General features: G+C 71.6%; 25 protein-coding genes. 4 read left to right on the top strand and 21 right to left on the bottom strand.

Annotated features, from left to right (window positions below):
* Positions 1–9: 9 nt before the first annotated feature.
* Positions 10–753 (bottom strand): hypothetical protein, encoded by a 744-nt coding sequence (locus HHX30_RS08715; RefSeq protein WP_169981236.1) that lies wholly within the window; start codon positions 751–753, stop codon positions 10–12.
* A 3-nt stretch (positions 754–756) separates the two neighbouring features.
* Positions 757–1,668, bottom strand: a complete 912-nt coding sequence (locus tag HHX30_RS08710; protein WP_169981234.1) for a hypothetical protein — start codon at positions 1,666–1,668, stop codon at positions 757–759.
* A 186-nt stretch (positions 1,669–1,854) separates the two neighbouring features.
* Between HHX30_RS08710 and HHX30_RS08705 the strand changes: the two genes are divergently transcribed.
* Positions 1,855–3,051, top strand: coding sequence for an acyltransferase (locus tag HHX30_RS08705; protein WP_169981233.1), 1,197 nt, complete (start codon positions 1,855–1,857; stop codon positions 3,049–3,051).
* Positions 3,052–3,097: 46 nt separating this feature from the next.
* On the opposite strand, the gene HHX30_RS08700 is transcribed toward HHX30_RS08705, so the two are convergent.
* Positions 3,098–4,147 (bottom strand): transposase, encoded by a 1,050-nt coding sequence (locus HHX30_RS08700; protein WP_249349815.1) that lies wholly within the window; start codon positions 4,145–4,147, stop codon positions 3,098–3,100.
* On the opposite strand from HHX30_RS08700, the gene tnpA reads away from it, so the two are divergent.
* Positions 4,122–4,544, top strand: a complete 423-nt coding sequence (tnpA, locus tag HHX30_RS08695) for an IS200/IS605 family transposase (RefSeq protein WP_169981231.1) — start codon at positions 4,122–4,124, stop codon at positions 4,542–4,544. The two genes, HHX30_RS08700 and tnpA, sit on opposite strands and share 26 nt — an antisense overlap.
* A 135-nt stretch (positions 4,545–4,679) precedes the next feature.
* On the opposite strand, the gene HHX30_RS08690 is transcribed toward tnpA, so the two are convergent.
* The 9 genes from HHX30_RS08690 to HHX30_RS08650 all read right to left on the bottom strand — a co-directional run bounded on the left by HHX30_RS08690 (position 4,680) and on the right by HHX30_RS08650 (position 13,977).
* The gene (locus HHX30_RS08690) at positions 4,680–5,498 is read right to left on the bottom strand and encodes a hypothetical protein (RefSeq protein WP_182907172.1); all 819 of its coding nucleotides are present in this window, start codon (positions 5,496–5,498) and stop codon (positions 4,680–4,682) included.
* 92 nt (positions 5,499–5,590) lie between these two features.
* A complete protein-coding gene (locus tag HHX30_RS08685) occupies positions 5,591–6,478 on the bottom strand; it encodes a glycosyltransferase family 2 protein (RefSeq protein WP_169981227.1) in 888 nt (295 codons plus the stop codon).
* A 1-nt stretch (position 6,479) separates the two neighbouring features.
* Positions 6,480–8,042 carry an oligosaccharide flippase family protein gene (locus tag HHX30_RS08680; protein WP_169981225.1) on the bottom strand — a complete coding sequence of 521 codons (1,563 nt, stop codon included), beginning with the start codon at positions 8,040–8,042 and terminating at the stop codon, positions 6,480–6,482.
* Positions 8,043–8,058: 16 nt separating this feature from the next.
* On the bottom strand, positions 8,059–9,066 hold the full coding sequence (locus tag HHX30_RS08675) for a hypothetical protein (protein WP_169981223.1): 1,008 nt from the start codon (positions 9,064–9,066) through the stop codon (positions 8,059–8,061).
* 4 nt (positions 9,067–9,070) lie between these two features.
* A complete protein-coding gene (locus HHX30_RS08670) occupies positions 9,071–10,327 on the bottom strand; it encodes a DUF4910 domain-containing protein (protein WP_211591757.1) in 1,257 nt (418 codons plus the stop codon).
* Positions 10,324–11,343, bottom strand: a complete 1,020-nt coding sequence (locus tag HHX30_RS08665) for an NAD(P)-dependent oxidoreductase (protein ID WP_169981221.1) — start codon at positions 11,341–11,343, stop codon at positions 10,324–10,326. The genes HHX30_RS08670 and HHX30_RS08665 overlap by 4 nt, the downstream gene beginning before the upstream one ends.
* Positions 11,343–11,990 carry a PIG-L deacetylase family protein gene (locus HHX30_RS08660; RefSeq protein WP_169981219.1) on the bottom strand — a complete coding sequence of 216 codons (648 nt, stop codon included), beginning with the start codon at positions 11,988–11,990 and terminating at the stop codon, positions 11,343–11,345. Before HHX30_RS08660 ends, HHX30_RS08665 begins: the two co-directional genes overlap by 1 nt.
* The gene (locus HHX30_RS08655; RefSeq protein WP_169981217.1) at positions 11,987–12,766 is read right to left on the bottom strand and encodes a glucose-1-phosphate cytidylyltransferase; all 780 of its coding nucleotides are present in this window, start codon (positions 12,764–12,766) and stop codon (positions 11,987–11,989) included. Before HHX30_RS08655 ends, HHX30_RS08660 begins: the two co-directional genes overlap by 4 nt.
* A complete protein-coding gene (locus HHX30_RS08650; RefSeq protein WP_169981215.1) occupies positions 12,763–13,977 on the bottom strand; it encodes a class I SAM-dependent methyltransferase in 1,215 nt (404 codons plus the stop codon). The genes HHX30_RS08655 and HHX30_RS08650 overlap by 4 nt, the downstream gene beginning before the upstream one ends.
* Before the next feature lie 177 nt (positions 13,978–14,154).
* Here HHX30_RS08650 and rfbC point away from each other — a divergent pair, with 177 nt between their 5' ends.
* On the top strand, positions 14,155–14,721 hold the full coding sequence (gene rfbC / locus HHX30_RS08645) for a dTDP-4-dehydrorhamnose 3,5-epimerase (RefSeq protein ID WP_169981213.1): 567 nt from the start codon (positions 14,155–14,157) through the stop codon (positions 14,719–14,721).
* Positions 14,722–14,746: 25 nt separating this feature from the next.
* The gene (locus HHX30_RS08640; protein ID WP_169981211.1) at positions 14,747–15,592 is read left to right on the top strand and encodes a glycosyltransferase; all 846 of its coding nucleotides are present in this window, start codon (positions 14,747–14,749) and stop codon (positions 15,590–15,592) included.
* Here HHX30_RS08640 and HHX30_RS08635 read toward each other — a convergent pair.
* The 9 genes from HHX30_RS08635 to HHX30_RS08595 all read right to left on the bottom strand — a co-directional run bounded on the left by HHX30_RS08635 (position 15,587) and on the right by HHX30_RS08595 (position 24,708).
* Positions 15,587–16,756: a hypothetical protein gene (locus HHX30_RS08635; RefSeq protein WP_211591756.1), complete on the bottom strand. Its 1,170-nt coding sequence runs from the start codon at positions 16,754–16,756 to the stop codon at positions 15,587–15,589. The two genes, HHX30_RS08640 and HHX30_RS08635, sit on opposite strands and share 6 nt — an antisense overlap.
* Positions 16,757–16,760: 4 nt before the next feature.
* On the bottom strand, positions 16,761–17,516 hold the full coding sequence (locus HHX30_RS08630; RefSeq protein ID WP_211591755.1) for a WecB/TagA/CpsF family glycosyltransferase: 756 nt from the start codon (positions 17,514–17,516) through the stop codon (positions 16,761–16,763).
* A gap of 147 nt (positions 17,517–17,663) precedes the next feature.
* Entirely contained in the window at positions 17,664–18,521 is an 858-nt protein-coding gene (gene rfbD / locus HHX30_RS08625; RefSeq protein WP_169981207.1) for a dTDP-4-dehydrorhamnose reductase, read from the bottom strand.
* 10 nt (positions 18,522–18,531) lie between these two features.
* Positions 18,532–19,503: a dTDP-glucose 4,6-dehydratase gene (gene rfbB / locus HHX30_RS08620; RefSeq protein ID WP_169981205.1), complete on the bottom strand. Its 972-nt coding sequence runs from the start codon at positions 19,501–19,503 to the stop codon at positions 18,532–18,534.
* 116 nt (positions 19,504–19,619) lie between these two features.
* On the bottom strand, positions 19,620–20,684 hold the full coding sequence (locus HHX30_RS08615; RefSeq protein WP_169981204.1) for a glucose-1-phosphate thymidylyltransferase: 1,065 nt from the start codon (positions 20,682–20,684) through the stop codon (positions 19,620–19,622).
* A gap of 1 nt (position 20,685) precedes the next feature.
* On the bottom strand, positions 20,686–22,155 hold the full coding sequence (locus HHX30_RS08610; protein ID WP_169981202.1) for a sugar transferase: 1,470 nt from the start codon (positions 22,153–22,155) through the stop codon (positions 20,686–20,688).
* Between the two features lie 518 nt (positions 22,156–22,673).
* Positions 22,674–23,045, bottom strand: a complete 372-nt coding sequence (locus tag HHX30_RS08605) for a hypothetical protein (protein ID WP_169981200.1) — start codon at positions 23,043–23,045, stop codon at positions 22,674–22,676.
* 75 nt (positions 23,046–23,120) lie between these two features.
* Positions 23,121–23,735: a GntR family transcriptional regulator gene (locus HHX30_RS08600; protein ID WP_169981198.1), complete on the bottom strand. Its 615-nt coding sequence runs from the start codon at positions 23,733–23,735 to the stop codon at positions 23,121–23,123.
* Between the two features lie 13 nt (positions 23,736–23,748).
* Positions 23,749–24,708, bottom strand: coding sequence for an EamA family transporter (locus HHX30_RS08595; RefSeq protein WP_169981196.1), 960 nt, complete (start codon positions 24,706–24,708; stop codon positions 23,749–23,751).
* Between the last annotated feature and the right edge of the window lie 87 nt (positions 24,709–24,795).

Genomic DNA, 24,795 nt, shown 5'->3' with positions numbered 1-24,795 from the left:
TCACGGCTGTCAGTGCCGGAGCAGCGGCGCCGACTTCGTCCGCGCGCCGGCCGGATAGGCGGATCCGTTGAGGGACGCCTGCGGCTTCGCGGCACCGGAGCGGCGGGCGCGACGGGACCGCGCCCAGCTCTCGACGGCGAAGGCGGCGGCCATGCTCAGGAACAGGCCCATCGCCAGCGCGACGCACGCCGCCCGCAGCCTGCTCCCCGTCTTCTCCTCGGGGGTGGTCGGCGGCACGACCTCGAACGCCCTGAGGTAGGTGGCCCGTGGCGCGCCGAGCGCCCGCTGCTGCTCGACCAGCTTCTCCTTGGCGATCCGGCCGAGCCGCGCCACCACGTCATGGGCCTCCTGCGCCGTCGGGGCCTCCGCGGAGATGACGACGAACGGCAGCGTGATCATCAGCTCCGGGTTCGTCGTGCCGTTGCTGACCTTGAACGTGGTCCGTCCGCCGGGCGTCACCCCCACCTGCTGCGCGACCTCGCCCGTGGTGAGGCCCTGGATGAGGATCGAGGCGGAAAGGCCCAGCCCGCTGTCGACGTTGACCAGCGGGTTCGTCACCGGGTTGGGGAACTTGGGGTCCGCGGGCAGGCTGCCCCCGTCGCGGGGGACGGTCAGCACGAGGCTCGAGGAGCATACGAAGGTCTTCGGGAACATGACGTAGACGCCGGCCGCCCCCGCGAGCACGAGCACGAAGACGGGGAAGGTGACGTACCACCGCCGGAACAGGACGAGGACCGTCGCCCAGAAGTCCATGCGTCAGTCCTTGTCGTCGTCCGTGCGCGCGTCTCTGATCACACTCGCGAAGCGACGGTCGTCGTCGGCGCGCAGCGCCTCGGCCGCGTCCTGCCCCTTCACCGGCTCCGTCACGACGACGATCTCCTGGGTGTCCCACAGGACCACGTCCACGTCGTCGTCCTCGTACGCGGAGACGACGGGAGCGACGGAAGCGACGGGAATCGCCGGGAGCGCGGCGGCGGCCGGCGGCGCGGAGCCGCGCGGGGGCGGCGGCGCCTTGCGGCGCAGCGGGCGTTCGCCTCTGCGCGTCAGGGCGTAGACCAGGCCGAGCCCCGCGCAGGCGACCAGGAGGCCGGCGCCTGCCGCTACCTGCCACCGCGTGGACAGCATGGCCTCCGGCTTGGAGGGCGGCACGATGTTGGCGACCGTGAGATAGGTCGAGGGCGGGGCGCCGAGCGTCTGCTGCCACCCCGTCAGCTCGTCGCGGACGCGCCGCTGCGCCTTCGTCAGAACGCTGGAGGCGACCGCCGGGGACGGCGCCACGACGCGGATGTAGATGTAGGGCCCGCTGATGTCCAGAACCCTTGGGTTGCTGCGCCCGTCGTCGATCGTGATCGTCGTGGGCCCGTCCTTGGGCGCGCCGAGCTGCGTCCACACGTCCTGCGTGTTCATGGACTGGATGACGATGCTCGCGGCCGTCTTCAGCGCGTCGTTGAACTGCAGGAGCGGGTTGCCCCGGGGCAGCGGGCGGTTCGGGTCCCTGGAGTAGACGCCGCCGTTGACAGGCGTGGCCAGCACCAGCGAGGTGTCCGCCTCGTAACGGGTCGGGGCGACGATGAAGGTGACCGTGCCGGCCAGGATCGAGATCGCCAGCAGGGGGAGTCCGATCGACCATTTCCGCAGGAGACCGGCGATCGTCGTCCAGAACTCCACGTATCCCCCCGGCCTGTCCAGTGCCGTCGGCCTGCCAGCAGGCGTCCGGACCCTGCTTGGATACATCGTCACGCGCGGCTGTCACGTTACAACGTTCCGGTGTCCCGCGCCGGGTGGTTACGTTCGGCGAACTTCCGCCGATATACGTTGCGGCGACCGGTCCGGGCGACGACGGGAGTGCGGCGGATGGAGTCCACTGCGGACCAGGCGACGGCCCCGTCCACCCGGGCGACACGCGCGCCCGCGCGTCTGCCGGGCCTCGACGGGATCCGCGGGATCGCGGCCCTGTTCGTGGTCCTGCACCACTGCTGGCTGCTGTCCTTCCCGGGCTTCCCCGCCGACACGGGCCCCGCGTGGGCCGGTTGGCTCGTCTACGGGCACCTCGCGGTGGTGATGTTCATCGTCCTGTCGGGGTTCTCGCTCGCGGTCTCGCCGGCGAGGTCGGGCTGGCGGCTGAACGGCCTGCGCCGGTTCGCCTACCGGCGGGCCTGGCGCATCCTCCCGCCCTACTGGGCGGCCCTGCTGTTCAGCCTCGTGGTCGCGTGGACGCTGATCCCGCAGCCCGGGCAAGGCAGCCCGACCGTGAAGTCCGTCGTCGTCTACGGCCTGCTGGTCCAGGACCTGTTCGGCTCGCCGAGCCCCAACGGCGCCTTCTGGTCCATCGCGGTGGAGGCGCAGCTCTACGTCGTGTTCCCGCTGATGCTCCTCGTGCTGCGGCGGGCCGGCGCGGCCGTCCTGCTCGCCGTCCTGACCGTCGTCGTGGCCCTCATGGGGCTGCTCGCGCCGAGCGTCCCCGCGGTGGACCTGTTCATGCGGCTGACCCCGCAGTTCGCGGTGCTCTTCGCGATCGGCGCGGTCGCCGCGGGGGTGGCGGCGCGCATGACCGCGGGTATGACGCCGGGCATGACGGCGCCCGGGAACGCGCACGGGCAGGCGTCGCCGTGGCCGTCGCGCCTCCCCTGGCTGGCCCTGGCCGCCGCCGCACCCGTCGTCCTGCTGATCGTCGTGCGTGGTCCCGAGTGGACGGTCGACCACTACTTCTGGGTCGACCTGGCCGTCGGCCCGGCGGTCGGGCTGCTGCTCGCCTCAGTGGCGGCCGGTAAGCCCCGGCCCCTCGTGCGCCTGCTCGACACGCGGGCGCTGCGCCGGCTCGGCTCGTTCTCCTACAGCCTCTACCTCATCCACGCGCCGATCGTGGTGGTGGTGAACCGCATGGTCCTCGCCCCCCGTCTCGCCCCGGGCGTGACGATGTTCCTGGCCACCCTCGTGCTGACCGTGCCGCTCACGCTGCTCGCGGCGTGGCTGTTCGCGTCGGTCTTCGAGCTGCCGTTCCAGCGCCACCGCGGCTGGGGCGCGCTGCGGGCGGCGGTCCTCCGGCGTTGACGCGCTCCCCGGCCTGAAGGCCGGGGATTCAGCCCGTGCCGCGCGGTCACGCGGCACCTCTGAGGCTTCCTGCTTCCTCGCGCTGTGCCAGGCCAGGGCCTGGTCTTACCTGCGCTCCACAGGCGTTTAACCTCTCCGCCCGTCCGGCGGCGAGGATGTTCTTCGCGGCGTTGACGTCCCGGTCGTGGACCGCCCCACATGGGCAAGTCCACTCCCGGACGTTCAGCCGCATCGACTCGGCCACTACCCCGCATTCCGAGCAGAGCTTGGAGGAGGGGAACCACCGGTCGATCCGGTGGAATGTGCGCCCGTACAGGCGAGCTTTGTACTCCAGCATCCCGACGAACGCCGACCAGCCCGCGTCGTGCACGCTCTTGGCCAACCTGGTGCGCGCCAGCCCCTTGACCGCCAGGTCCTCCACGTAGATCGCTTGGTTATCGCGGACTATCCGGGTGGAGAGCTGGTGGTGGAACTCGCGGCGCGCGTCGGCGACCTTCGCGTGCTGGCGGGCAACCGCCAGCCGGGCCTTGGCCCGGTTGTTCGACCCCTTAACTTTGCGGGACAGCGCCCGCTGGAGCCGCTTGAGTTTCCTCTCCGCCCGGCGCAGGAAACGCGGTGCGGTGATCTTCCGGCCGTTGGACACGACCGCGAAGGCCGACAGCCCAAGATCGATCCCGGCCTCGGGCTCGACCGATGGCAGGGGCTGCTCGGCGACCTCGATCACAAAGGATGCCAAGTATCGGCCGGCCGCGTCCTTGACCACCGTCACCGAGGACGGTCCGGCGGGCAGGTCCCGCGACCAGCGAACCGGCACATCGCCGATCTTCGGCAGGCGCAGCTTCCCGCCCGCCGTGACCTGGAACCGGGCGTTGCGGGTGAAGCGGATCGCCTGCCGGTTGTCCTTGCGGGACCGGAACCGGGGCGGGGCGACCTTCGCCCCATGCCGCTTCCCACTCATCGAGTCGAAGAAGTTCCGGTACGCGGTGTTCAGATCGGCAAGCGCCTGCTGTAACACCACGGCTGAGACTTCGCCCAGCCAGGAGCGTTCCGGGGTCTGCTTCGCCTGGGTGATGACCCGCTCCGACCATGGGGACATCAGAACCGGCAGACACTGTGTTTTCGTCCTGCACGCCCACTTGGTTTTCCTCACCAAGTTCCGGCATCGGGTATTCACCGGGGCCCACCTGGAGCGCATGGAACAGATCATGCGGGACGTCTGCGCCGACTTCGAGACCGAACTGGCCGAGTCCAACGGCGAGGCCAGCCACGTTCACCTGCTGGTCCACTTCCCGCCCAAGATCGCCCTGTCCCGGCTCGTCAACAGCCTCAAGGGCGTCTCCTCCCGCCGGATGCGGCAAGAGTTCCCCGAACTGGCCCGCCACTACTACCGGGCGAACAAGCTGTGGTCGGGCTCCTACTTCGCCGGATCGGTGGACGGCGCACCGATCAGCGTCCTGCGCCAATACATCGAACAGCAAAACCGCCCCGTCTGATCTGCTAAGACGCCGATCCGCCTGACGGCGAATCAGCTTTCCCTGCCCCGCTACACGGGCAAGTCCGCTTCACCCCCGGCCTGAAGGCCGGAACACTGCGGACGAATCCGGTAGCCGCCGCCCAAGCTCTCCGATTCAGAGCGGCAGCTCCGTCTGGCTGTCGGGGCGGCCGACGTACCGGCCGTAGTCGGGGTGGTCGAAGCGGTGCAGCGCGACGATGTTGTCGTTCCACGGCGCGGGCACGGCCCGCTTGTGGCGCAGGCCGTTGATCGGGGCGATCTTCAGGGTCTCGTTCGCCTCGTTGAACTCACTGATGGCCCGTAGCTCGCCGACGTAGTCGTTGTGCAGGATCTGGTCGTCGTCGCCGACGGTGTCGTCCAGATAGCAGAAGACGCGGGGCAGGAAATACTTGTGGTCGCCCGTGAAGATCCTCAGCGCGGCGGCCGTGGAGGAGTAGAAGTCCACGTCGACGGAGACGAAGCCGATCGGCGCGGGCCGCCTGTCGTCCAGGAATTCCGCCACGGTGTCCGTGATGTTCCCGAGGACCAGGTGCGCCTCGGGCAGGCGCGCGCGCAGGGCCGCGACGTCCATGCTGAAGTCGCCCTCGCGCCAGATGTAGGGCAGGTCGCGGTAGTCGGTCGGCTTCGGCAGGCCCTCTCCCGTGTCGAAGCCGTACACGTCGATCCGCACGCCGGTGGCGGCGGTGGCCAGCCGCGCCTGGCGGGACATCTCGACCAGGCCCGCGCCGCCCGCGACGCCGAACTCGACCACGCTGATGCGGTCGACGCCGAGCCGCCTGGCCAGCGCGGCCGCCTGCTGGACCCCGTAGGCGTAGTGCGGCCGGGGGTAGAGATCGAGAGCGCAGCGCAGCTCGTACGAGCCGAAGGGCAGGCGGCGCATAACGGCGAGAACCGACCGTCCGGGCTGCATCAGCACCCGGACGAGGCGTATCACGGTCCGGTCGAACCCGCTTCGCGGCGAGGACGTCATAGGGGTCGGCCTTTCTTCTGGTCACGTGGGTGGATTGCGGCCGCCGTGCCCGCGGGTCAGCCTCCCAGGAGGCGGACGGCGAGACCGGTGAGCCTGCGGCCGCGGTGGGCCAGCACCTGGCGCTGGCGGCGCCCGTATATGCGGGCCAGCACGGCCCGGCCCCGGCGGCGCTGCTCGGGGGTGAGGTCCGTGGCGCGCAGCGCCCGGTACATCGCGCGGAACTGGAGCGTGTTGGCGAAGTGCGCGGTCCACACCGGCACGCCGATGGCCCGGGCGATGTGCGGCAGCCGCTTCCAGCGCAGGCTGCGGTGGGCCAGCACCTCGGGGACGTGGCCCCACGGCCCGGTCAGGGCGAGCACGGTGGCGTACACCTCGTCCTCGCGGATCATCACGGGTCTGCGGATGCCCACCACCGCCGCGCGCCGCATCATGCCGTACAACGGGTCGAGGCGCATGTGCTCGGTGGTGACCGCGTCCCACAGCTCCGCCAGCCGGTCGACGGGGTCGGCGGAGAGCATCCCCGTGCCCTGGTAGGCCGGCCGGTGGACCGAGCCGTCCGGGCTGGTGTACGCCGTGTCCGAGGTCACCAGGATGAGCCGCTCGTCGGTCAGGAGCGGCTCGATCGAACGGGACACGCAGTGCGGCTCGAGATGGTCGTCGTCGCCCATCCAGCGGAAGAACTCGCCCCGCGCCAGCCGCTGCACCTCGGTGAAGTTGCCGACAATGCCGATGTTGCGGGGCTGGCGGTGGTAGACGACCCGGGAGTCCTCCCTGGCGAGCCGCCGGCACAGCTCCTCGGTGCCGTCCGTGGACGCGTTGTCCGAGATGACGACCTCGAGCCGTTCGTGGTCCTGGGCGAGGACGGACCGCACGGCCTCCTCCAGCCGGTCGGCGCCGTTGCGGACCGGTATGCCGATGGAGACGAGTCTCCGTGAATCTCCCAACTCAGCGCTCCTTCGCCGTCGCCTCGACCGGCACCGGATGCCGGTGGCCGGCGGGCAGCCGCTCCATCACGTGGCCGCCCACCGTTCTCATCTGGTGCAGCGGCACCACGATCAGCACGTAGACCAGCAGTCCTCCGGCGCCTCCGACGACGAGCTGGAGGAACTGGCTGCCCCCGGTCAGCGCGGCCAGGCCCACGGTGACCGCGAACGACACCGCGGCCCCGGCGAACGGCCGTACCAGCTGGGGCAGGATCGGCCGCAGCCGCACCCCGGTGCGCTGCACGGCGAGCATCGCGAGCGGAAGGGCCACCAGCAGCGCGGCCGCCGCCTGGCCGACGGCCGCGCCCCGGATGCCGTCGAGGTGCGTGCCGACGATCACCGCGGGGATCAGGGCCACGCCGTACCCCAGGTTCATCCAGACGGTCGAGCGGGTGGCGCCCTGCCCGTTGAGGATGTCCAGGGCGAAGGAGGTGAGCATGCGCACCACCATCAGCACCGCGAGGAACCGCAGGACGCCGGCCGCCTGCCCCCACTTGTCGCCGTACAGGAAGTGGATGAGCGGGTGGGCGAGCACCGCCATGGCCACGGCCAGCGGCAGGATCGCGGTGACCAGGATCGGCACCGACTTCTGCACGCCGAGCGACAGCGACTCCTCGTCACGCTCGGCCAGCCGCGAGAAGCCGGCGATGGACACCGAACGGATCGCCGTTCCGATCAGTCCGGGGACCCAGCTCGACACGTTGAAGGCCATCAGGTAGAAGCCGAGCCAGTCGGGCCCCATGATGGCGCCGACGATGATGTAGCCGACGTTGAGCAGCACGACTTCCAGGGCGATGCCCGCCGCGGAGGGGATGCCGAACCACAGCAGCCTCTTGGCGACGCTCCGGTCGAATCCCATCCGCCACGGCAGCCGGGCGTAGACGAGCATGAACACGCCGGTGACCACGGCGCCGGCCACCTGCCCCCAGGCGAAGCTGTACGGCCCGGCGCCGCCGGCGGCGAGCGCGATCGCCACCGGGGCGTTCACCAGGAACCCCGCCAGGATCGCCTTGGCGCTCTTGCCCACGTGGAACCTGCGCAGCAGTGTCGCGCTGCGCACCGCGGTCACGGCCTCGATGAGGATGACCGCGGTGAGGAGCCGGACGACCGGGGTGGCCTCCTCGCTGCCCGCGAGGCTGGAGAAGTACGGCGCGCCCACGTAGAACGCGCCGTACAGGGTGACGGCGGAGATCATCGAGAGGGTGGTGGCGGTCGGCGCGACCTCCTCGAGCCTGCCCCGCCACTGCACGACCGCCGCCATGACGCCGATGTCCTTGACGACCATGACGAACTGGGTCGCGGCCAGCGCGACCGCGTAGATGCCGAAGTCCTCCGGGGACAGCAGACGGGCCAGGACGAGGCCCATGAGGAACGACCCCGCCCGGGTCGCCAGGGTGCCGAGCAGGCTCCAGCCGAGCCCGCGTCCGGCCTTACGGCCGATCTCCCGGAGGTGACCGGCCTCGCCGTCCGGCGGCTCGGCCGGCTCCGCTGACTCCGCTGACTCCGCGTCCTGGCTCTCTCGCATCGGCACTCCCCGACTCCTAGTTCTCCTCGGTGACCCGCTCCAGCCAGATCTCCCGCCAGAACGGCACGAACGCCCGTGGGCAGTTGGCCTTGTACACACCCGCGCAGACGACGCCGTCGAGGATGATGCAGGGATTCTTCATCTGCAGCATGCGCCCGGTCTTCTCGTCGATGCACCGTTCCACGCGCGCGGCGACCCGGGCCACGCGCCCGCAGTACCGCGCCATCTCCTCCTCGAACCCCATCCCGCGGTTGAGCCGCTTCGTGTCGAGCGTGGCGACGATCGCCTCCCGCGACTTGACCCGCACGAGCTCGCCCGGTTGCAGGTCGCTCAGCTCGGTCGGGGTCGTGGTGTTCGGGCCGGGCGGCACGAAGCCCCACGCCATGCCGTCCTTGAACCGCAGCCGTGGGGGCAGCCTGCGGCTCGCCCGTTGTAATCGGTTGAACAGCCCGAAGAAGACCGTGCGGAGGGTGGCCAGGACGCCGGCGTTGCCCACCCGGACGTCCGTGACGTACTGGCCGAGGTCCCTGAAGGGCAGGGGCTCGGGAGCGGCGCGCAGCAGCTCGGTCGCCTGGCAGCGGTACCGCACCTCGCCGTCCGCCGCCGGCTCCCCGCGGGAGTTGATCTCCAGCAGGGGAAGGCCGCGTACGGGCTCGGGTGCGGGCTCGGGCACGGGCGCGCCCGGGTCCACCCGTTTGAGCCAGGCCTCCTTCCAGTACAGCGAGCACGAGGTCTGGCAGCCGCCGTGGGCCGAGCCGTCGCAGCGCGCCCCGGTCAGGTGCACGGCGTCCCGCATCCGCCGCATGCCCGTGCCGCTCAGCGTGTCGCAGAGCTTGTGGGCCACCTTGTGCACCGTCATCCGCCGCCCGCAGAACGACAGCATCTCCGGCATGAAGGGCAGGCCGTCGAGCTCGCCCTTCTCGTCGAGTGTGGTCATGATCTCCTCGACGCTGCGGACCTCCACCACCTCGCCGACCGTGAGGCCGAGGGCCTTCGGTCGTGCGGAGGTCTCGAACTGCGTCATCCGGCTACTCCTTCACGAGTCCCGCGACCGACAGAGCCTGGGCCGCGTCCGCCACCACGTCGAACGGCAGACCAGAACGTTCCGAGATGTCGAGCAGGCTGTGGGCGCCGTCGGACAGGTTCAGCACCCACAACATCGCCATCTGCGCCTGTTTCGTGTCGCTGCGCCCGCCGAGCGACTCGTACAGGCCGCGCCTGCCCAGCTGGGGCTCGCCGTACGGGCTGAGGTTCACGTAGGCGCGGTTGCGCTCCAGCACCCCGAAGGCCCGCACGCAGGCGTCCAGCGTGTCCCGCATCGCCTCCTCGGTGACGAAGTCCGGGTCGTCCGCCGAGGTGTGGTACTCCGGATAGCCGGCGTACGGGGTCCTGGTCAGGCAGCCGACCGGCAGGTCGAACCCGGGCGAGCAGTACTGCCGCTCGTCGTAGCCGTAGGGGGAGAAGTCCACCAAGGTGTGCGGGCGGTCCCGCAGGACGTGGGCGAAGACCCGGTCGATCTCGGCGTCCCCCCGCCGGCTGCGCTTGTAGGTGATCGGTCCCCGGTCCCCCGCGCAGGCCAGCACGATCCCGTGCCTGATCCGGCCGGCCCGGTCCCGGTTGCGCGCCAGCCAGGCGATGGAGCCGATGGTGCCGGGCGCGAACAGGAAGCGGTAGGTGTAGCGCCGCTCCTCCTTCGCCAGCAGCCGCGCCAGCCGGGTCGCCACCGCGACGCCCGCCAGGTTGTCGTTGGCCAGCGAGGGGTGGCAGACGTGGCACGAGACCAGGACCTCCTCCGCGCTGCGGCCCGGGATCACGTGCTCGCCGTACGTCAGGTGCCCGTCGGCGAGCGTCGAGTCGATCCGCACCTCGTACGGCCCCGGCCCCATCCCCGCCAGCGTGTTCTCGCTGAGGCAGAACCCCCACGTCTCGGCGTAGTAACTGGTGCGGTACGGCACCAGGCCGGGCTGGCCGGGAAGCGTGTGCAGGTGGGGGCGGAGCTCCTCCAGGGTCATGGTCGCCGACACCGGCACGCTGTAGCCGACCACGTGCAGGTTGGACGCCGCGAAGTCGACGATCCGGATCCCGGAGGAGTCCTTGATGTAGGCGTCGCGGATGTTCCATTCCTTGGGAATGGTCCAGTCGAGGACCTCGGTGCCCGTGGGCACCTCGCTGATCTCCAGCGGGATCGACTCGCCGATGATCTCCAGGGTGCGCCGCAGGCCGGATCCGGTGATGCTGCGGCACAGCGGGTAGAGCCGCCTGACCAGCGCGTGCATCTCGCTCATGGGCGCAGCGTGGAGTCGACGGCGCCGGCCTCCCGCCGGTCGGACAGGCGGGCCAGCCGGGTGAAGCGGCGCTCGAAGTCCTCCCTGGTCAGCCCGTACTCGCGGTAGGCGTCGACCAGTTCCACCGCGCCGTCCTTGACCGACCAGCGGGCCTCGTACCCGGGGAGGGCGGCCCTGATGCGGGAGAAGTCCACCCGGTAGGAGCGCGGGTCGGCGCCCGCCTCGCCGGTGATCACGAGCGTGGCGCCGGGCACGGCCTCGACGACCTCGGCCGCGATCTCCGCCACGGTCAGGTTGTTGCGCTCGGTGCCCACGTTGAACGCCTTCGCGTGCACCGCCTCCCTGGGCGCGGTCAGCGCGGCGGCGAACGCCTCCGCGATGTCGCGCGCGTGGACCAGCGGGCGCCAGGGCGTGCCGTCCGACAGCACGCGCACCTCCCCCGACAGGCACGCGTGGCCGACCAGGTTGTTGAGCACGATGTCGGCCCGCAACCTCGGCGAGAAGCCGAAGGCCGTCGCGTTGCGCATGAAGACGGGAGTGAAGTCGTCGTCCGCCAGAGCGGTCAGGTCGTCCTCCACCCGGACCTTCGACTCCGCGTACGGGGTCACCGGCCGGAGCGGCGCGTCCTCGTCCAGCAGGTCGTCGCCGCCCGAGGCGCCGTACACCGAGCAGGTGGACGCGTACAGGAACCGGCGCACGCCGGCGTCCCTGGCGAGCCGGGCCAGCCGCGAGGAGGCGTAGTGGTTGATGTCGTAGGTCAGCTCGGGGGCCAGCGAGCCGAGCGGGTCGTTGGACAGCGCGGCGAGGTGGATGACGGCGTCGAACCCCGCCAGGTGCTCGGGCCGGACGTCCCGCAGGTCCACCGCGTACGTCTCGGGGTCGGCGGGCGGAGGGCCGAGCACGCAGTCGGCGAACAGCCCCGAGTCGAGGCCGACCACCTCGTGGCCGGCCTCGGCGAGCACCGGGGCCATGACCGTGCCGAGATAGCCCTGGTGTCCGGTCAGCAGTAGCCGCATCAGTTCTCCAGGTCGAGGGTGAGCTTGTCCACGTAGAAGGCCTCGGCGTACCGCGCGTGGCACTCGATGCCGCGGATGCGGGCGAGGCCGAGGAAGGCTTCCGGGTCGTACCAGGGGCGGTGCCGCTGTGAGGGGTAGTGGCTCTGCAGCAGGGCGACCTTCTCCTTCGCCACGCCGGGGGTGAGCGGCTGGTAGACCGCCGGCCGGCCGAGGTCGCCGTCCCACTTGACGATCTCGTAGCCCAGGACCAGGTGGTCGCGGAACGCGGTCGGCACCAGTTCGGCGAGACCCCGGTGATCCTGGTGCAGGTCGCCCCGGTGGGGGGCGACGACCAGGTCGGGGTCGCCCGCCGCGCGCAGCTCCTCGACGGCGTTCTTCGCCTCGTCCCAGTGGGCGGGCAGCCGCCCGTCGGGCAGTTTCAGCACGGTCAGCCGCAGGTCGGCGCCGGGGCAGAAGGCGGCGAGCGCGGCCCGTTCCTCGTCCTCCCGCCCGGTGCCGCCGCCGGACAGCACCAGGGCGTCCACGCGGACGCCGGGGTGCGCGGCGCAGACGGTCAGCAGCGTGCCGCCCGCCCCGATCGCGATGTCGTCGCAGTGCGCCGCGAGTGCCGCGATCCTGCGCACGCGGCCGGGCCGCAGCCCGATCACACGTGCTCCCACAGCGCCCACGGCCGGTCGCCGCGCGCCCACGCCTGGTCCAGCTCCAGCCGCTGGTTGACGGTGTCGCTCGGCCGCCAGTAGCCGCGGTGGGGGTAGGCGAGCAGCCGGCCGCGTTTGGCGAGCTCGGCGCAGCCGTCGGCCACGAGGTCGCCGTTCTCGGGGATGTGGTCGAAGACCTCCTGGCGGAGCACGAAGAAGCCGCCGTTGACCCACAGCGGCATCTCGCTGACCGGCGTGAGCGAGCCGACCCTGCCGTCCTCGCCCACGTCGACGCAGTGGAAGGTGTTGGACGGCGGGACCACCATCATGGACGCCCCGGCGTCCGCGGCCCGGAACCGCTCGACGATCTCGGACAGCGGCGCGTCGGTGAGCACGTCCGCGTAGTTCGCCAGGAAGATCTCATCGCCCTCAAGATAGGGGCGCACCCGGCGAAGCCGCTCCCCAATGGGCGAATCGACCCCGGTGTCCACAAGAGAGATCGACCAGTCGGAGATGTCGGTGGACAGCAGGTCCACCCGGCCGTTGCGCAGCACGAAATCGTTGGACGCCGTTTCCTGATAGTCCAGGAAGAAATTCTTTATGTGTTGCGCGCCGTATCCGAGACAGAGGACGAAATCCCGATGTCCGAAATACGCGTAATACCGCATCACATGCCAGAGCAGCGGACGGGGGCCGACGAGCTGCATCGGCTTGGGAATGTCCCCACCGGGGAGGTCGCTGCGCATCCTCGTGCCCCGGCCGCCGCAGAAGAGGACGACTTTCACACGATCTCCAGTCTGGGGATCGGGAAGACCAGCCGGCCTCCCCACTCGCGTACGTACGAGAGCTGGGCGGTCAACTCCTCCCGCAGGTTCCACGGGAGCACCAGGACGTAGTCGGGGCGGTCGGCGGCGATCTGTTCCGGCGGGAGGACGGGGATCCGCGCGCCGGGGGTGAACCGTCCGTGCTTGTAGGGGTTGCGGTCGACGGTGTAACGCAGCAGGTCGGGGCGGATGCCGCAGTGGTTGAGCAGGGTGTTGCCCTTGCCCGGGGCGCCGTAGCCCACGACCGTCCTGCCCTGCGCGGCGGCGTCGAGGAGGAAGGTCAGCAGCTCCCGCCGGACCCGCGCCACCCGCTCGGCGAACTGCGCGTAGCCGGACAGCTCGTGCAGTCCGGCGGCCTTCTCCGCCGCCAGCACCTCGGCCACGCGCGGGCTCGGCTCCGCGCCGAGTTCCTCCGGGCGGGCCCACAGCCGGATCGATCCGCCGTGGGTCGGCAGCAGCTCGACGTCCACCAGGGCGAGCCCGCCGCTCGCCAGCGCCCGCTCGGCCGAGGCGACCGTGTAGTACTGGAAGTGCTCGTGGTAGATCGTGTCGTACTGGTTGAGCTCCATGAGGGTGAGCAGGTGCTGCACCTCGATGGAGACCCAGCCCCGGTCGTCCAGGAGCGCGCGCAGCCCCCGGGTGAAGCCGATGACGTCGGGGATGTGCGCGTAGACGTTGTTGGCCACGACGAGGTCGGCGGGCCCGTGCTCGGCCCGTACGGCGGCGCCGGTCTCCGGCCCGAGGAACGCCGTGAGCGTCGGGACCCCGTTGTCCCTGGCCGCCTGGCCGACGTTGACCGACGGTTCGATGCCTAGGCACCGGATGTCGCGTTCCACGACGTGCCGCAGCAAATAGCCGTCGTTGCTCGCCACCTCGACCACGAACCGGGGGCGCAGCCGCTCGGCCGCGTCCGCCACGAACCGCCGCGCGTGATCCACCCACGAGGTGGAGTACGACGAGTAGTAGGCGTACTCGGTGAAGGTGTCCTGCGGCGTGATGAGCGCGGGGATCTGGGCGAGCCAGCAGTCCGTGCACACCCGCAGGTGCAGCGGATAGGTCGTCTCCGGCTCGTCGAGCTGCTCCACGCCGAGGAACCGCTCGCACGGCGGCGTCGCGCCGAGGTCGACCACGCCGACGAGGCTCGCCGACCCGCACAGCCGGCACGTCGTCATCAGGACCTCCTCCGGCCGCGCGGAGAACTTCGCGCCGGCCGTTTTCCGGATGAATTCCGGGCAGGCGTAACCGACAGAAACTGAGTTGGCATTTCCCCCCCAGCACCGGAGTCCGACAGTCATAAGTCGGACGATGGACTGCGAGCGTTACAAGACGCCTGTGTCATGCTTCCGGCCATGGAGCGGATGAGTATCGAGGGGGCGTGGAGCTTCACCCCGCGAATCCACAGCGACACCCGGGGCGACTTCCTCGAATGTTTCAAGGCGGGTGAGTTACGCGAGGCGATCGGGCACGCCATGGAGCTGGCCCAGGCCAACTGCTCGGTTTCCCGTCGCGGTGTGCTCCGCGGCGTCCATTTCGCGGACGTACCGCCCGGCCAGGCCAAATACGTGACCTGCGTCTCCGGGGCCGTGCTCGACGTCGTGGTGGACCTGCGGGTGGGCTCGCCGACCTTCGGCAAGTGGGAGGGGCTCGTGCTCGACGACGTGTCCCGGCGCGCGGTCTACGTGTCGGAGGGCCTCGGCCACGCGTTCGCCGTCCTCAGCGAGCAGGCCACGGTGCTCTACCTGTGCTCCCAGCCGTACGCGCCGGGGCGCGAGCACGGCGTGCACCCGCTCGACCCGGAGATCGGCGTCGACTGGCGGCTCGACGGTGAGCCGATCCTGTCGGACAAGGACGCCGCCGCGCCCACGCTGCGCGAGGCGCTGGATTCCGGGATCCTCCCGAGATATCGGCCCTCCTGACCCGGCGGAGGCCCATACTGCTCGTGTGACGAGCGTCGTGATCCCCGCGCACAACGAGGCTCCGGTCCTCGGCCGTCTGCTGTCCGGGCTGCTGGGCGACGCCCGGCCGGGCGAGTTCGACGTCGTGGTCGTCGCGAACGGGTGCACCGACGAGACCGAGTCGGTCGCGCGGGCACACGGCGTGCGCGTGCTGAGCACGCCGGTGCCCTCCAAACGCGAGGCGCTGCGTCTCGGCGACCGGGCGGCCCGCGGTTTTCCCCGGCTCTACGTGGACGCCGACGTCACCGTGAGCACCGCGGGCGCCCGCGCGCTCGTGGCCCGTCTCGGCGGGCCGGGCACGCCGCTCGCGGCGGCGCCCGAGCGCGATCTGGCGCTCGCCGACCGGCCCTGGAGCGTCCGCGCGTACTACGCGATCTGGACCCGCCTGCCGCACGTGCGCACGGGGCTGTTCGGCCGCGGGGTCATCGCGGTCACCGAGGCGGGCAACGAGCGGATCCGCGCACTCCCGTCGGTCATGGCCGACGACCTGGCCGCCTCCCTGGCGTTCGGCGAGGGCGAGCGGGTGGTCGTGGCGGAGGCGCGGGCCGGGATCCAGACCCCTCGCACGTTCGCCGACCTGCTGCGCCGGCGCGTCCGCGCGGCGACCAGCGTGAGCGAGCTGGAGCGCGAGACCGGTCCGGGCGGTCCGTCCGCGCGCACGAGCCTGGGCGATCTGGTCCGCATCGCCGCCCGGGAGCCGTGGCTGCTCCCGGCGGCGGCCGTCTTCACCTGCGTCACCGTGCTGGCGCGGCGCAGGGCGCGCCACGCCGTACGGGCGGGCGACTACACGACCTGGCTGCGCGACGAGAGCAGCCGGGCGCCGGGGTCATGACGTACGCGGAAGCTCGAACAGCCAGGCGTACAGGAGCCAGCCCAGCTCGTAGGGCCGGCATTCGCGGTCGACGGCGACCGGCGGGTAGAACCGGTCGAGGGTGGCGAGCCGGGCCGCCGGACGGGTGCGGGTGGCCACCGCGCGCAGGCCACGCACCAGCTTCTTCGGGTCCGCCCTGGCCGCCTTCCGCCAGGTGAGGCTCAGCCGTTCGTCGATGAGGGACTCGTCGGACTCGGGCCGCTCGCTCATCCAGCGCACGCCCTCGCCGATCTCGTCGAAGTAGGCCGTGCCCCCGGCGTCGGCGAGGTCGAGCAGGGCCATCGGGGCCATCGCGAGCTGGTGGACGCTGTAGACGGGATACCCCTCGACCACGGCGCCGGTGCGGGCGTCGTAGTGCCACCACCACTGGCCCTCGGCGCCCTGGGCCGCGCAGATCCCCGCGGCCACCTGTTCCGCGGCGGCCAGCGCGTCGGCGTCTCCGACCGCGGCGTGCAGCCGCGCCAGCGCCTGCAGCGGGTACACCTGGTCGGCGAAGCAGCCGACGTGCGCCCGATACCAGGGCACGAGCGACCCGGACGACGGGCCGAGCACGTGCCGGTAGAGGCGGTCGGACGCCAGCCCGCCGAGCAGCCGGGCCCGGGCGCGCTCCAGCCTGCCGTCCAGCTCGGAGCCGGCGCCCATCGTCGTCCTGGCGGCGACGAGCGCGGCGAGCTCCCACGCGGCCTCGACCGTGTACACCTGACCCGAGGATGCGAGCCGGTCGATCCCGGCCAGGTGCCGCAGCGCCTCGTCCAGCCCCGGATGCCCCGTCTCCGCCGCCGCCCAGCAGATCAGGGCCGCGTCGCCGAGCCCGCGCACGCCGGGCAGCCGCTCGACGAGGCGCCCGGCCAGGTCGACGGCGGTGTCGCCGGCGAGCGCGGCGCGCTGCCGCTCCTCCGGGAGCGTGGCCACGCCGAGCGCGACGATCGCCGAATAACGCAGGCTGCGACCCTCCGCGACGGCGTCCCACGTGCCGTCGGGCCGCCGCACGCCCCTGCGGGTGAACACGAACTCCCCGTCCACGTATCCGGGCGGCAGTCCGCGCACCGCCAGGTCCAGCATGGCCGGCAGCAGGACGGCCGGCGCGCCCGGGCCCAGCAGGGCGATTCTGCGGTGCTGCGTCACGTTGTCACTCCAGAGAATCGGCGGAATTCGCGAGACGGCCGCGGTCACGAATCAGTCCCGCGGCCACGAGGAGGAGGAACCTCCCGTTGGTCTTCAGATACCGGGGGCCGAGGCGCGCCGGCTCCTGCAGCAGGCGGTACAACCACTCGAACCCGAGGCGCTGCCAGGCGCGCGGCGCCCGGCGGGTGCGTCCGGACAGCACGTCGAAGGCGCCGCCCACCCCGTGAACGACCTTCGCCCCGGTGGCCTCGCCCCAGTCTCGGACGAAGATCTCCTTCTTCGGCGAGGTCATGCCGAGGAACAGCAGGTCGGCTCCCGACAGCGCGATCTCCTCCGCCACCCGCGCGGACTCCTCGACCGGGAAGTAGCCGTCGCGGTACCCGGCGATCCGCAGGCCCGGGAAGTCGCGCCGCACCCGCTCGACCAGCAGGGCGAGCACCTCCGGCGTGGCCCCCAGGAAGTACGGCCGGTATCCGCGCCGCTCCCCCTCGGCCAGCAGCTCGGTGAACAGGTCGATCCCGGCCACGCGTTCCGGCAGCGGGTGGCCCAGCAGGCGCGCGGCCCACACGACGGACTGCCCGTCGGCGAGGACGAGGTCGCAGTCGAGCACCGACCGCCGCAGCTCGGGGTCCCCGCGCATGGTGACGATCTTCGCGGCGTTCACCACGCCGATGTCGAGCCGGCCGCCGCCGTCCACCGTCTCCACGCAGGCGGCGACGACCTGTCGCATGGTCAGCGCGTCCAGCGTCGTGCCCAGCACCGACCGCCTGTGTGCCCGTCCCCGCGCCGTCATCGGGGGACAGCCCGATCCACGGCGCGCGCCACCGATCCGTCCACGAATCCCCACCGTCCATGAATGCCGCCACGGGATGCCGTCCATGGGTTATCGCGCGGACGCCCGCGAACGTCACAACTCGCCGGAGGCGACGAGCCGGGGCCAGGCGTCGCGCAGTGCCTCGCGCCAGTCCCGCATCGGGGCCAGCCCCGCCCTTCCCCACGCCTCGTGCCCGAGGACGCCGTACGCGGGGCGCCGGGCCGGGCGGGGGAAGTCCCGGCTTCTCGTGGGCCTGACGCGGTCCGGGTCGGCGCCGAGCAGGCGGAAGATCTCCCGGGCGTAGCCGTACCACGTCGTCTGGCCCGCGTTCGTCCCGTGGTAGACGCCGGGGGCCGGGCACGCGCGCACCAGCCGCACGATCTGGGCCGCCAGGTCGGCCGTCCAGGTGGGCTGGCCGTGCTGGTCGTCCACCACGCGCACCGGGTCGCCCCCGGCGGCGAGCCTGATCATCGTCCTGGCGAAGTTCGGCCCGTGCGCGCCGTACAACCAGGCGGTGCGGACGACGTAGCCGCCGTGCCGCAGGGCGGCCCGCTCCCCCGCCGCCTTGGTCCGCCCGTACGCGTTGACCGGGTTGACCGGCTCGTCCTCGGCGTACGGCGTCTGCGCACTGCCGTCGAACACGTAGTCGGTCGACAGGTGGACGAGCGTCACGCCGTGGCCGGCGCACGCGGCGGCGAGCGGGCGCACGGCGTCGCCGTTGACCGCCAGCGCCTCCCGCTCGCGGGTCTCCGCCTCGTCCACGGCCGTCCAGGCCGCGCAGTTCACCACGACGTCCGGTTTCTCCGTACGGACCGCCGCCCGGACGGCCGCCGGGTCGCACAGGTCGAGGTCGCGCCGGGACAGCGCGGCGACGTCCTCGCCCTCGCCGGCCAGCAGCGCGGTGAGATCGGCGCCGAGCATGCCCGCGGCGCCCGTGACCAGCCACCTCATGGCGACGCCGTCACCGGGCCTCCGCCCGCAGCGGTTTCCACCACGACGGGTTGTCGGCGTACCACCGCACGGTCGCCTCCAGGCCGTCGTCGAAGGACACCTGGGGCGCGTAGCCGAGGGCGCGCAGCTTCCGGTCGTCGAGGGAGTAGCGGCGGTCGTGCCCCTTGCGGTCCTCCACCCGTCTGACGAGGTCGGGTGAGGCGCCGAGCAGGTCGAGCAGGCGCCGCGTGAGCTCCAGGTTGGTCAGCTCGGCCGTGCCGGCCACGTGGTAGACCTCCCCCGGCCCGCCCACCTCGGCGACGAGCTGGATGGCCCGGCAGTGGTCGGCCACGTGGATCCAGTCGCGGACGTTGCCGCCGTCGCCGTACAGGGGGACGGGCCTGCCCTCGATCAGGTTCGTGATGAACAGCGGGACGACCTTCTCCGGGTACTGGTACGGCCCGTAGTTGTTGCCGCACCTCGTGATGGAGACCGGCAGCCCGTGGGTGACCGCGTACGCGCGGGCGATCATGTCGCTGCCCGCCTTCGAGGCGGCGTAGGGCGAGCGCGGCGCGAGCGGCGCGTTCTCGTCCCACGACCCCGTCTCGATCGACCCGTACACCTCGTCGGTGGAGACATGGACGACGCGGCCCACCCCGGCGGACAGGCACGCCTCCATGACCGTCTGCGTGCCCAGCACGTTGGTCCGCACGAAGTCCGCCGCGCCGTCGATCGACCGGTCGACGTGGGACTCGGCAGCGAAGTGGATCACCACGTCGTGGCCCGGAACCACCTCGGCGAGCAGGCCCGGGTCGCACACGTCGCCGTGGACGAAGTCGTACCGCCCCTCTACCGGGGTGAGGTTGGCGAGGCTGCCCGCGTACGTGAGCCGGTCGAGCACCGTGACGGACGCCCCGGCGAAGGCCGGGTATCCGCCCGCGAGAACCGTACGGACGTAGTGGGAGCCGATGAACCCGGCGCCGCCGGTGACGAGTAACTTCACGGAAGGTCCACACCTGTCTTCGAGCTCGGACTGGAAAGGGATTGTGCCGGACGGGCCGGGAGAGCGGCAGCGGTCGGAAAACTGTGCGGCAGCGGTCGGAAACTGTGCGGCGGCGGTCAGGAACTGATCTGGACCCTGCTGTGGTCCCCGAGCACCAGCCGGTGGGCCTTCGGCGTGTCCGGGGCCGGCGTGATCTCCACGTCGTGGCCGATCAGCGAGGCCTCGATCCGCCGGACCCCTTCGATGGACGAACGGGCGAGCACGATCGAGTACTCGATCTCGCTGCCGCTCACCACGCAGTCGGCGCCGATCGACGTGAACGGGCCGACGTACGAACGGTCGACGACGGTCCCCGCACCGACGACCACCGGACCGACGATGCGGGAGCGGCGCACCGAGGCCCCGGCTTCGACCACCACCCGCCCGATGAGCTCGCAGTCCTCGGCGTCGCCGTCGACGCGGCGCTCCAGGGATTCCAGCACCAGCCGGTTCACCTCGAGCATGTCGGCGACGTTCCCGGTGTCCTTCCAGTATCCCGAGATGACCGCGGGATCGACCTCGTGGCCGGCGTCGATGAGCCACTGGATGGCGTCGGTGATCTCCAGCTCCCCCCGCCAGGACGGCTTGAGCTCCGCCACGGCGTCGTGGATCGCCCGGGTGAACAGATAGACGCCGACCAGGGCGAGGTCGCTCTTCGGCTCGCGCGGCTTCTCCTCTAGGCCGACGACCCGGCCGTCGCCGGCCAGTTCCGCGACGCCGAACTGGCGGGGATCGGAGACCCGGGTCAGCATGATCTGCGCGCTCGGCCGCCGCTCCCGGAAGCGTCCGACCAGGCTCTCGATGCCGCCCACGATGAAGTTGTCGCCCAGGTACATGACGAAGTCGTCGTCGCCGAGGTAGTCGCGGGCGATCAGGACGGCATGCGCCAGCCCCAGTGGCGCCTCCTGCCTGAGGTAGCTCGCCTGCAGGCCGAACCGGGACCCGTCTCCCACCGCCGCCTCGATCTCGTCCTGGGTGTCGCCCACGACGATGCCGACCTCGCTGATGCCGGCCGCGGCGATCGACTCGAGGCCGTAGAACAGGACGGGCTTGTTGGCCACCGGCACCAGTTGCTTCGCGCGGGTGTGGGTGATGGGCCGCAGCCGGGTGCCGGACCCGCCCGCGAGCACGAGGGCCTTCATGTCAGTAGGCCCCCCTGCCGCCGGTGACCGCGGACCACGTCTTCCACAGGATCTGCAGGTCCAGCAGGAGCGACCAGTTCTCCACGTACCGCAGGTCGAGCCGGACCGACTCCTCCCAGGACAGGTCCGCCCTGCCGCTCACCTGCCACAGCCCGGTCATGCCCGGCCGTACGACCAGGCGCCGGTGCACGTCCGTGCCGTACCGCTCGACCTCCGCGGGCAGCGGCGGGCGCGGCCCGACGAGCGACATCTCACCGCGCAGCACGTTGAGCAGCTGGGGCAACTCGTCCAGGGAGTAACGGCGCAGCAGCATGCCCACGCGGGTGATGCGTGGATCGTTCCGAATCTTGAACAAAACACCGTCCGATTCGTTGGACGCGGCCAGGACCGGCTTGAGCCGCTCGGCGTCCACGACCATGGTCCGGAACTTCAGCATGTGGAACTCGCGGCCGTACCGGCCGATCCTGGTCTGCCGGAACAGGGCGGGGCCGGGGCTGGTGGAGCGCACGACCGCCGCGATGGCCAGCATCGGGAAGAGCAGGATGAGGAGGAACGCGGCCGCCACGATCCTGTCGAAACCGTTCTTGACGAGCCGCCGGGAGCCCTGGAGGTCGGGGTGCTCGACGTGCAGCAGCGGCATCCCCGCGACCGGGCGGACGCTGATGCGCGGTCCCGCGACGTCCATCAGCGCGGGGGCGACGAACAGATCGGTCCCCCGCGACTCGATCCCCCAGGCGAGGCGGCGCAGCGCGGCGCCGTGGAGTTCGGGACACGCGAGGACCGCGACCGCCTCGGCATCGACCTTGTCGACCACGGCGGGCACGTCCCGGAAGTCTCCGAGAACGGGCACGCCGTCGATGTCGGAGCGCTGCCTGCGGTACTGCCCGCTCGGCAGGCAGGCGGCCACCACCCGCATGCCGTGGTACGGCTGCCGCCTTAGTTGCAGCACCAGTTCGTGGATGGACTGCCGGTGCCCCACCGCCACGACCGGCCGCATGTACCGGCCCTTCATGCGCAGCCGGTGCAGCCGCTTGCGCATGCGGTGCCGGATCAGCAGCGTCAGCACCGTGGCGAGCGGCAGCATCGCCATGACGTAGCTACGGGCGACGTTCGTCTGCGTGAGGTACGCCCCGATCGCGACGGCCGCGATGAGGCCCAGGCCCGCCTGGGCGACCGAGCGGAACTCCTCCGTCCCCTCGCCGTGGGTGCGTCTGCGGTAGCCGCCGGCGACGCCCACGACCAGCGGCCAGGAGATCGTCAGGGTCGCGCCGAACGCGAGGTCGTACACCGGGATGAAGGCGCCGAACCACAGCCGCGTGAGCTCGACGCCGGCGAGGGCGACAACAGCGCAGAGCAGGTCTCCCACCAGGAGAATCTTCGAATACGATCTCGTCGACACGCTCACCGGCAGCCGCACATGGACTTTGCGGGGAAACACCCCCGATTCCGCCAACTCCGTTTGCGATTCCATCTCACCGCGCCTAGGTAGCCGGACCGTCCAGGTGGTTGACGCCCCTCGCGTCTCAAAGGTTGACCCACGACTCACCCATTTGAGGGCGTGCCCGCACGAGGATGATGTTAGACAGCGACGGCCCGGTAGGGAACGTAAGCTCCCTGTCCACAATTGGTCGCAATGACCCCAGCTGGAGGACTTGACGGGAACGGTCCAAGATGGCACTACCAGTCCCCAGCACGGCATATACCGCCGATATATGCCGATACACAAAATGCCTATGCGGCCACCTCATACGCCCGCGAAAGGGAGCGGCGGACTCGCGAAATCCAGCGAATACCTGCCCCTCTGCGCCTCGAAAGTACTATCTGGTCGAATCGACTCCGTAATCGAACTCGGCCTTACCCGCCGATTCAAAATGCGATGCCGATTGGACGGCCGGCGCCGCCCGGAACTCACCGAACTGCATCCGGAACAGCGCAGGAGCCCGCCTCGCCGGCGTGAAGCGTTCACGGGGCCGGCAGACGCCGCGGTCTCTAGTCGTATTCGAGGTCGGGCAACGGGGACGGCGGCTCCGGACTGCGCCACACGACGACGTAGTCCGCACGCGCGCTCGCGACCGCGGTGCTCAGCCGGTCGAGGTCGAAGTCCGGCAGGTAGCGCAGCCGGGTCAGGAAGCTCGCGTCGGTCGCCGAGTGGGGGACCACGCAGCCCTCGCCCTCACGGTCCAGCAGGACGATGAAGACGTCCTCCGGATGGCCGGGCGGCTCTCGGTGGCTGTGGCCGCCGACGCGGACCTCGACCACGTCCTCCCAAGCGAGGGCCTCGACGCTGCCGTCGGCGTAGTGACGCGTCACGCCTTCTTCGGTGACGTACACATAGGTGTCCGGCACAGGGTTGCCGTGCATGGGCGCGATTGTGACGACTTGAAGTGGCGCCGTGCAAGGGAATCCGGGTCTCCGGCCGCCTGGAGCCCGCACACCTCAGGGATGCCGCCACCGCAGGTGCTCGCGCACCGCGCGGACCGCCGCGTCCGCGGGCCCCTCGGCGATGACGCGCAGCAGCCCGGCGTGCTCGGCCGCGAGCTCGTGGGGGTCCTCGTACGCGTTCCTGAGCCGGACCAGCCCGAGCCGCGTCTCGGCCGCGAGCGTGGCGTACAGCCGCTCCAGGCGGGGGCTGCCCGCGGCGGCGACGAGCGCCTCGTGCAGGGCCATGTGCTCGGCCACGACGGCCGCCCAGGGCGCGCCGGGCGGCAGTCCGGACAGGCGGTCCAGCGCCTCCTCCGCCGCCGTCACCCGGCGCCCCGCGACGGCCTGCGCCATCAGTTCCTCCAGCGGCCCGCGCACGTACATGAGGTCGTCCAGGTCCGCGGGGGTGATCACCGGGACGTACGCGCTGCGGTTGCGCTCGCGCCGTAGCAGTCCCTCGTGGACGAGCAGCGCCAGCGCCTCCCGCACGGTGGGGCGGGCCACGCCGTAGCGTGCGGACAGCTCCTGCTCGGGCAGCGCGGCCCCCGGCTCGATGTCCCCGGACAGCACCCGCTCGCGCAGCGCGGCGGCGAGCGCCTCGACGGTGGACACGGGTCTCAGGGTGGTCACGGGACCGAGCCTACTAACGAGTCCCGGCCGCCGCCGTGGGCGTTTCCGCCGCGGGGGCGTCCGGCGCGGCCGCCCTGGCGGGCAGCGCCACCACGACCAGTCCCAGGGCGAGCAGCACCAGGCCGGCCCACGAGACGAGGGACAGGTGCTCGCGCAGCGCCACGACGCCCAGCAGGGCCGCGACGGCCGGCTCGGCCAGCGCGAGCGTGGCCGCCGTGGCGACAGGGGTGGTGCGCAGGCCCCGGCCGTACAGGAGATAGGCCAGCGCGGTCGTGGCGCAGCCGAGGTAGAGCGCGGTCAGCAGGCCGGTCGGCCGCGCGAGCCAGGCCGGTCCGGTCAGCACGAGGACCGGCAGCATGAGCACGGCGGCGCCGCCGAACATGACGCCCATCACGGTCCCCGACTCCATGCCCCCGCCGATGGCCCGGGCCGCCACGACCGCGTAGAAGGCGTACAGGAGCCCGCCGAGGAGGGCGAGCGCGATGCCCGCGGCGTCCGCGCCGCCGGCTCCTCCGCCGGCTCCTCCGCCGGTTCCTCCGCCGGTGACGAGCACCGCGCACCCGGCGACGGCGGCGGCCGTGGCGAGCGCCCAGCGCCCGCTCGGCCGCTCCCGTCCGGCCGACCAGGACAGGAGCCCGGTGAAGACGGGGCCGCTGCCGATGGCCACCACCGTGCCGATCGCCACGCCCGTCCTGTCGACCGCGGCGAAGAAGCACAGCTGGTAGGCCGCGACGGCGGCGGCTCCCAGGACCAGTGCCCAGCGCATCGCGTTTCCCGGAGCGTTCCCGTGCGCCGTGCGCCGCGCCCGGCGAGACGCGATCAGCGCCAGGCCGCCCAGCAGGGCCCCCCCGAGCACGAGACGGGCCGCCGCCAGCGAGACGGAGCCGGCGGAGGCGAGGGTTCCCGCGGTGCCCGCGGTCCCCCACAGGACGGCCGCCGCGACCACCGCGAGCGGACCCGATCTGGATTTCATGGGTCGATTGTCTGACAACCAGACATAGTGAGGCAAGAGCTTTCCTCCGGAACGTCGAGACTGTCCCGATATGGGGTGTGGCCCAAG

The sequence above is a fragment of the Microbispora sp. H10836 genome (assembly GCF_012999525.1).
GTDB lineage: Bacteria > Actinomycetota > Actinomycetes > Streptosporangiales > Streptosporangiaceae > Microbispora.
Note: the sequence above shows the minus strand (reverse complement) of the source record. Positions and strands in the feature narration are given on the sequence as shown.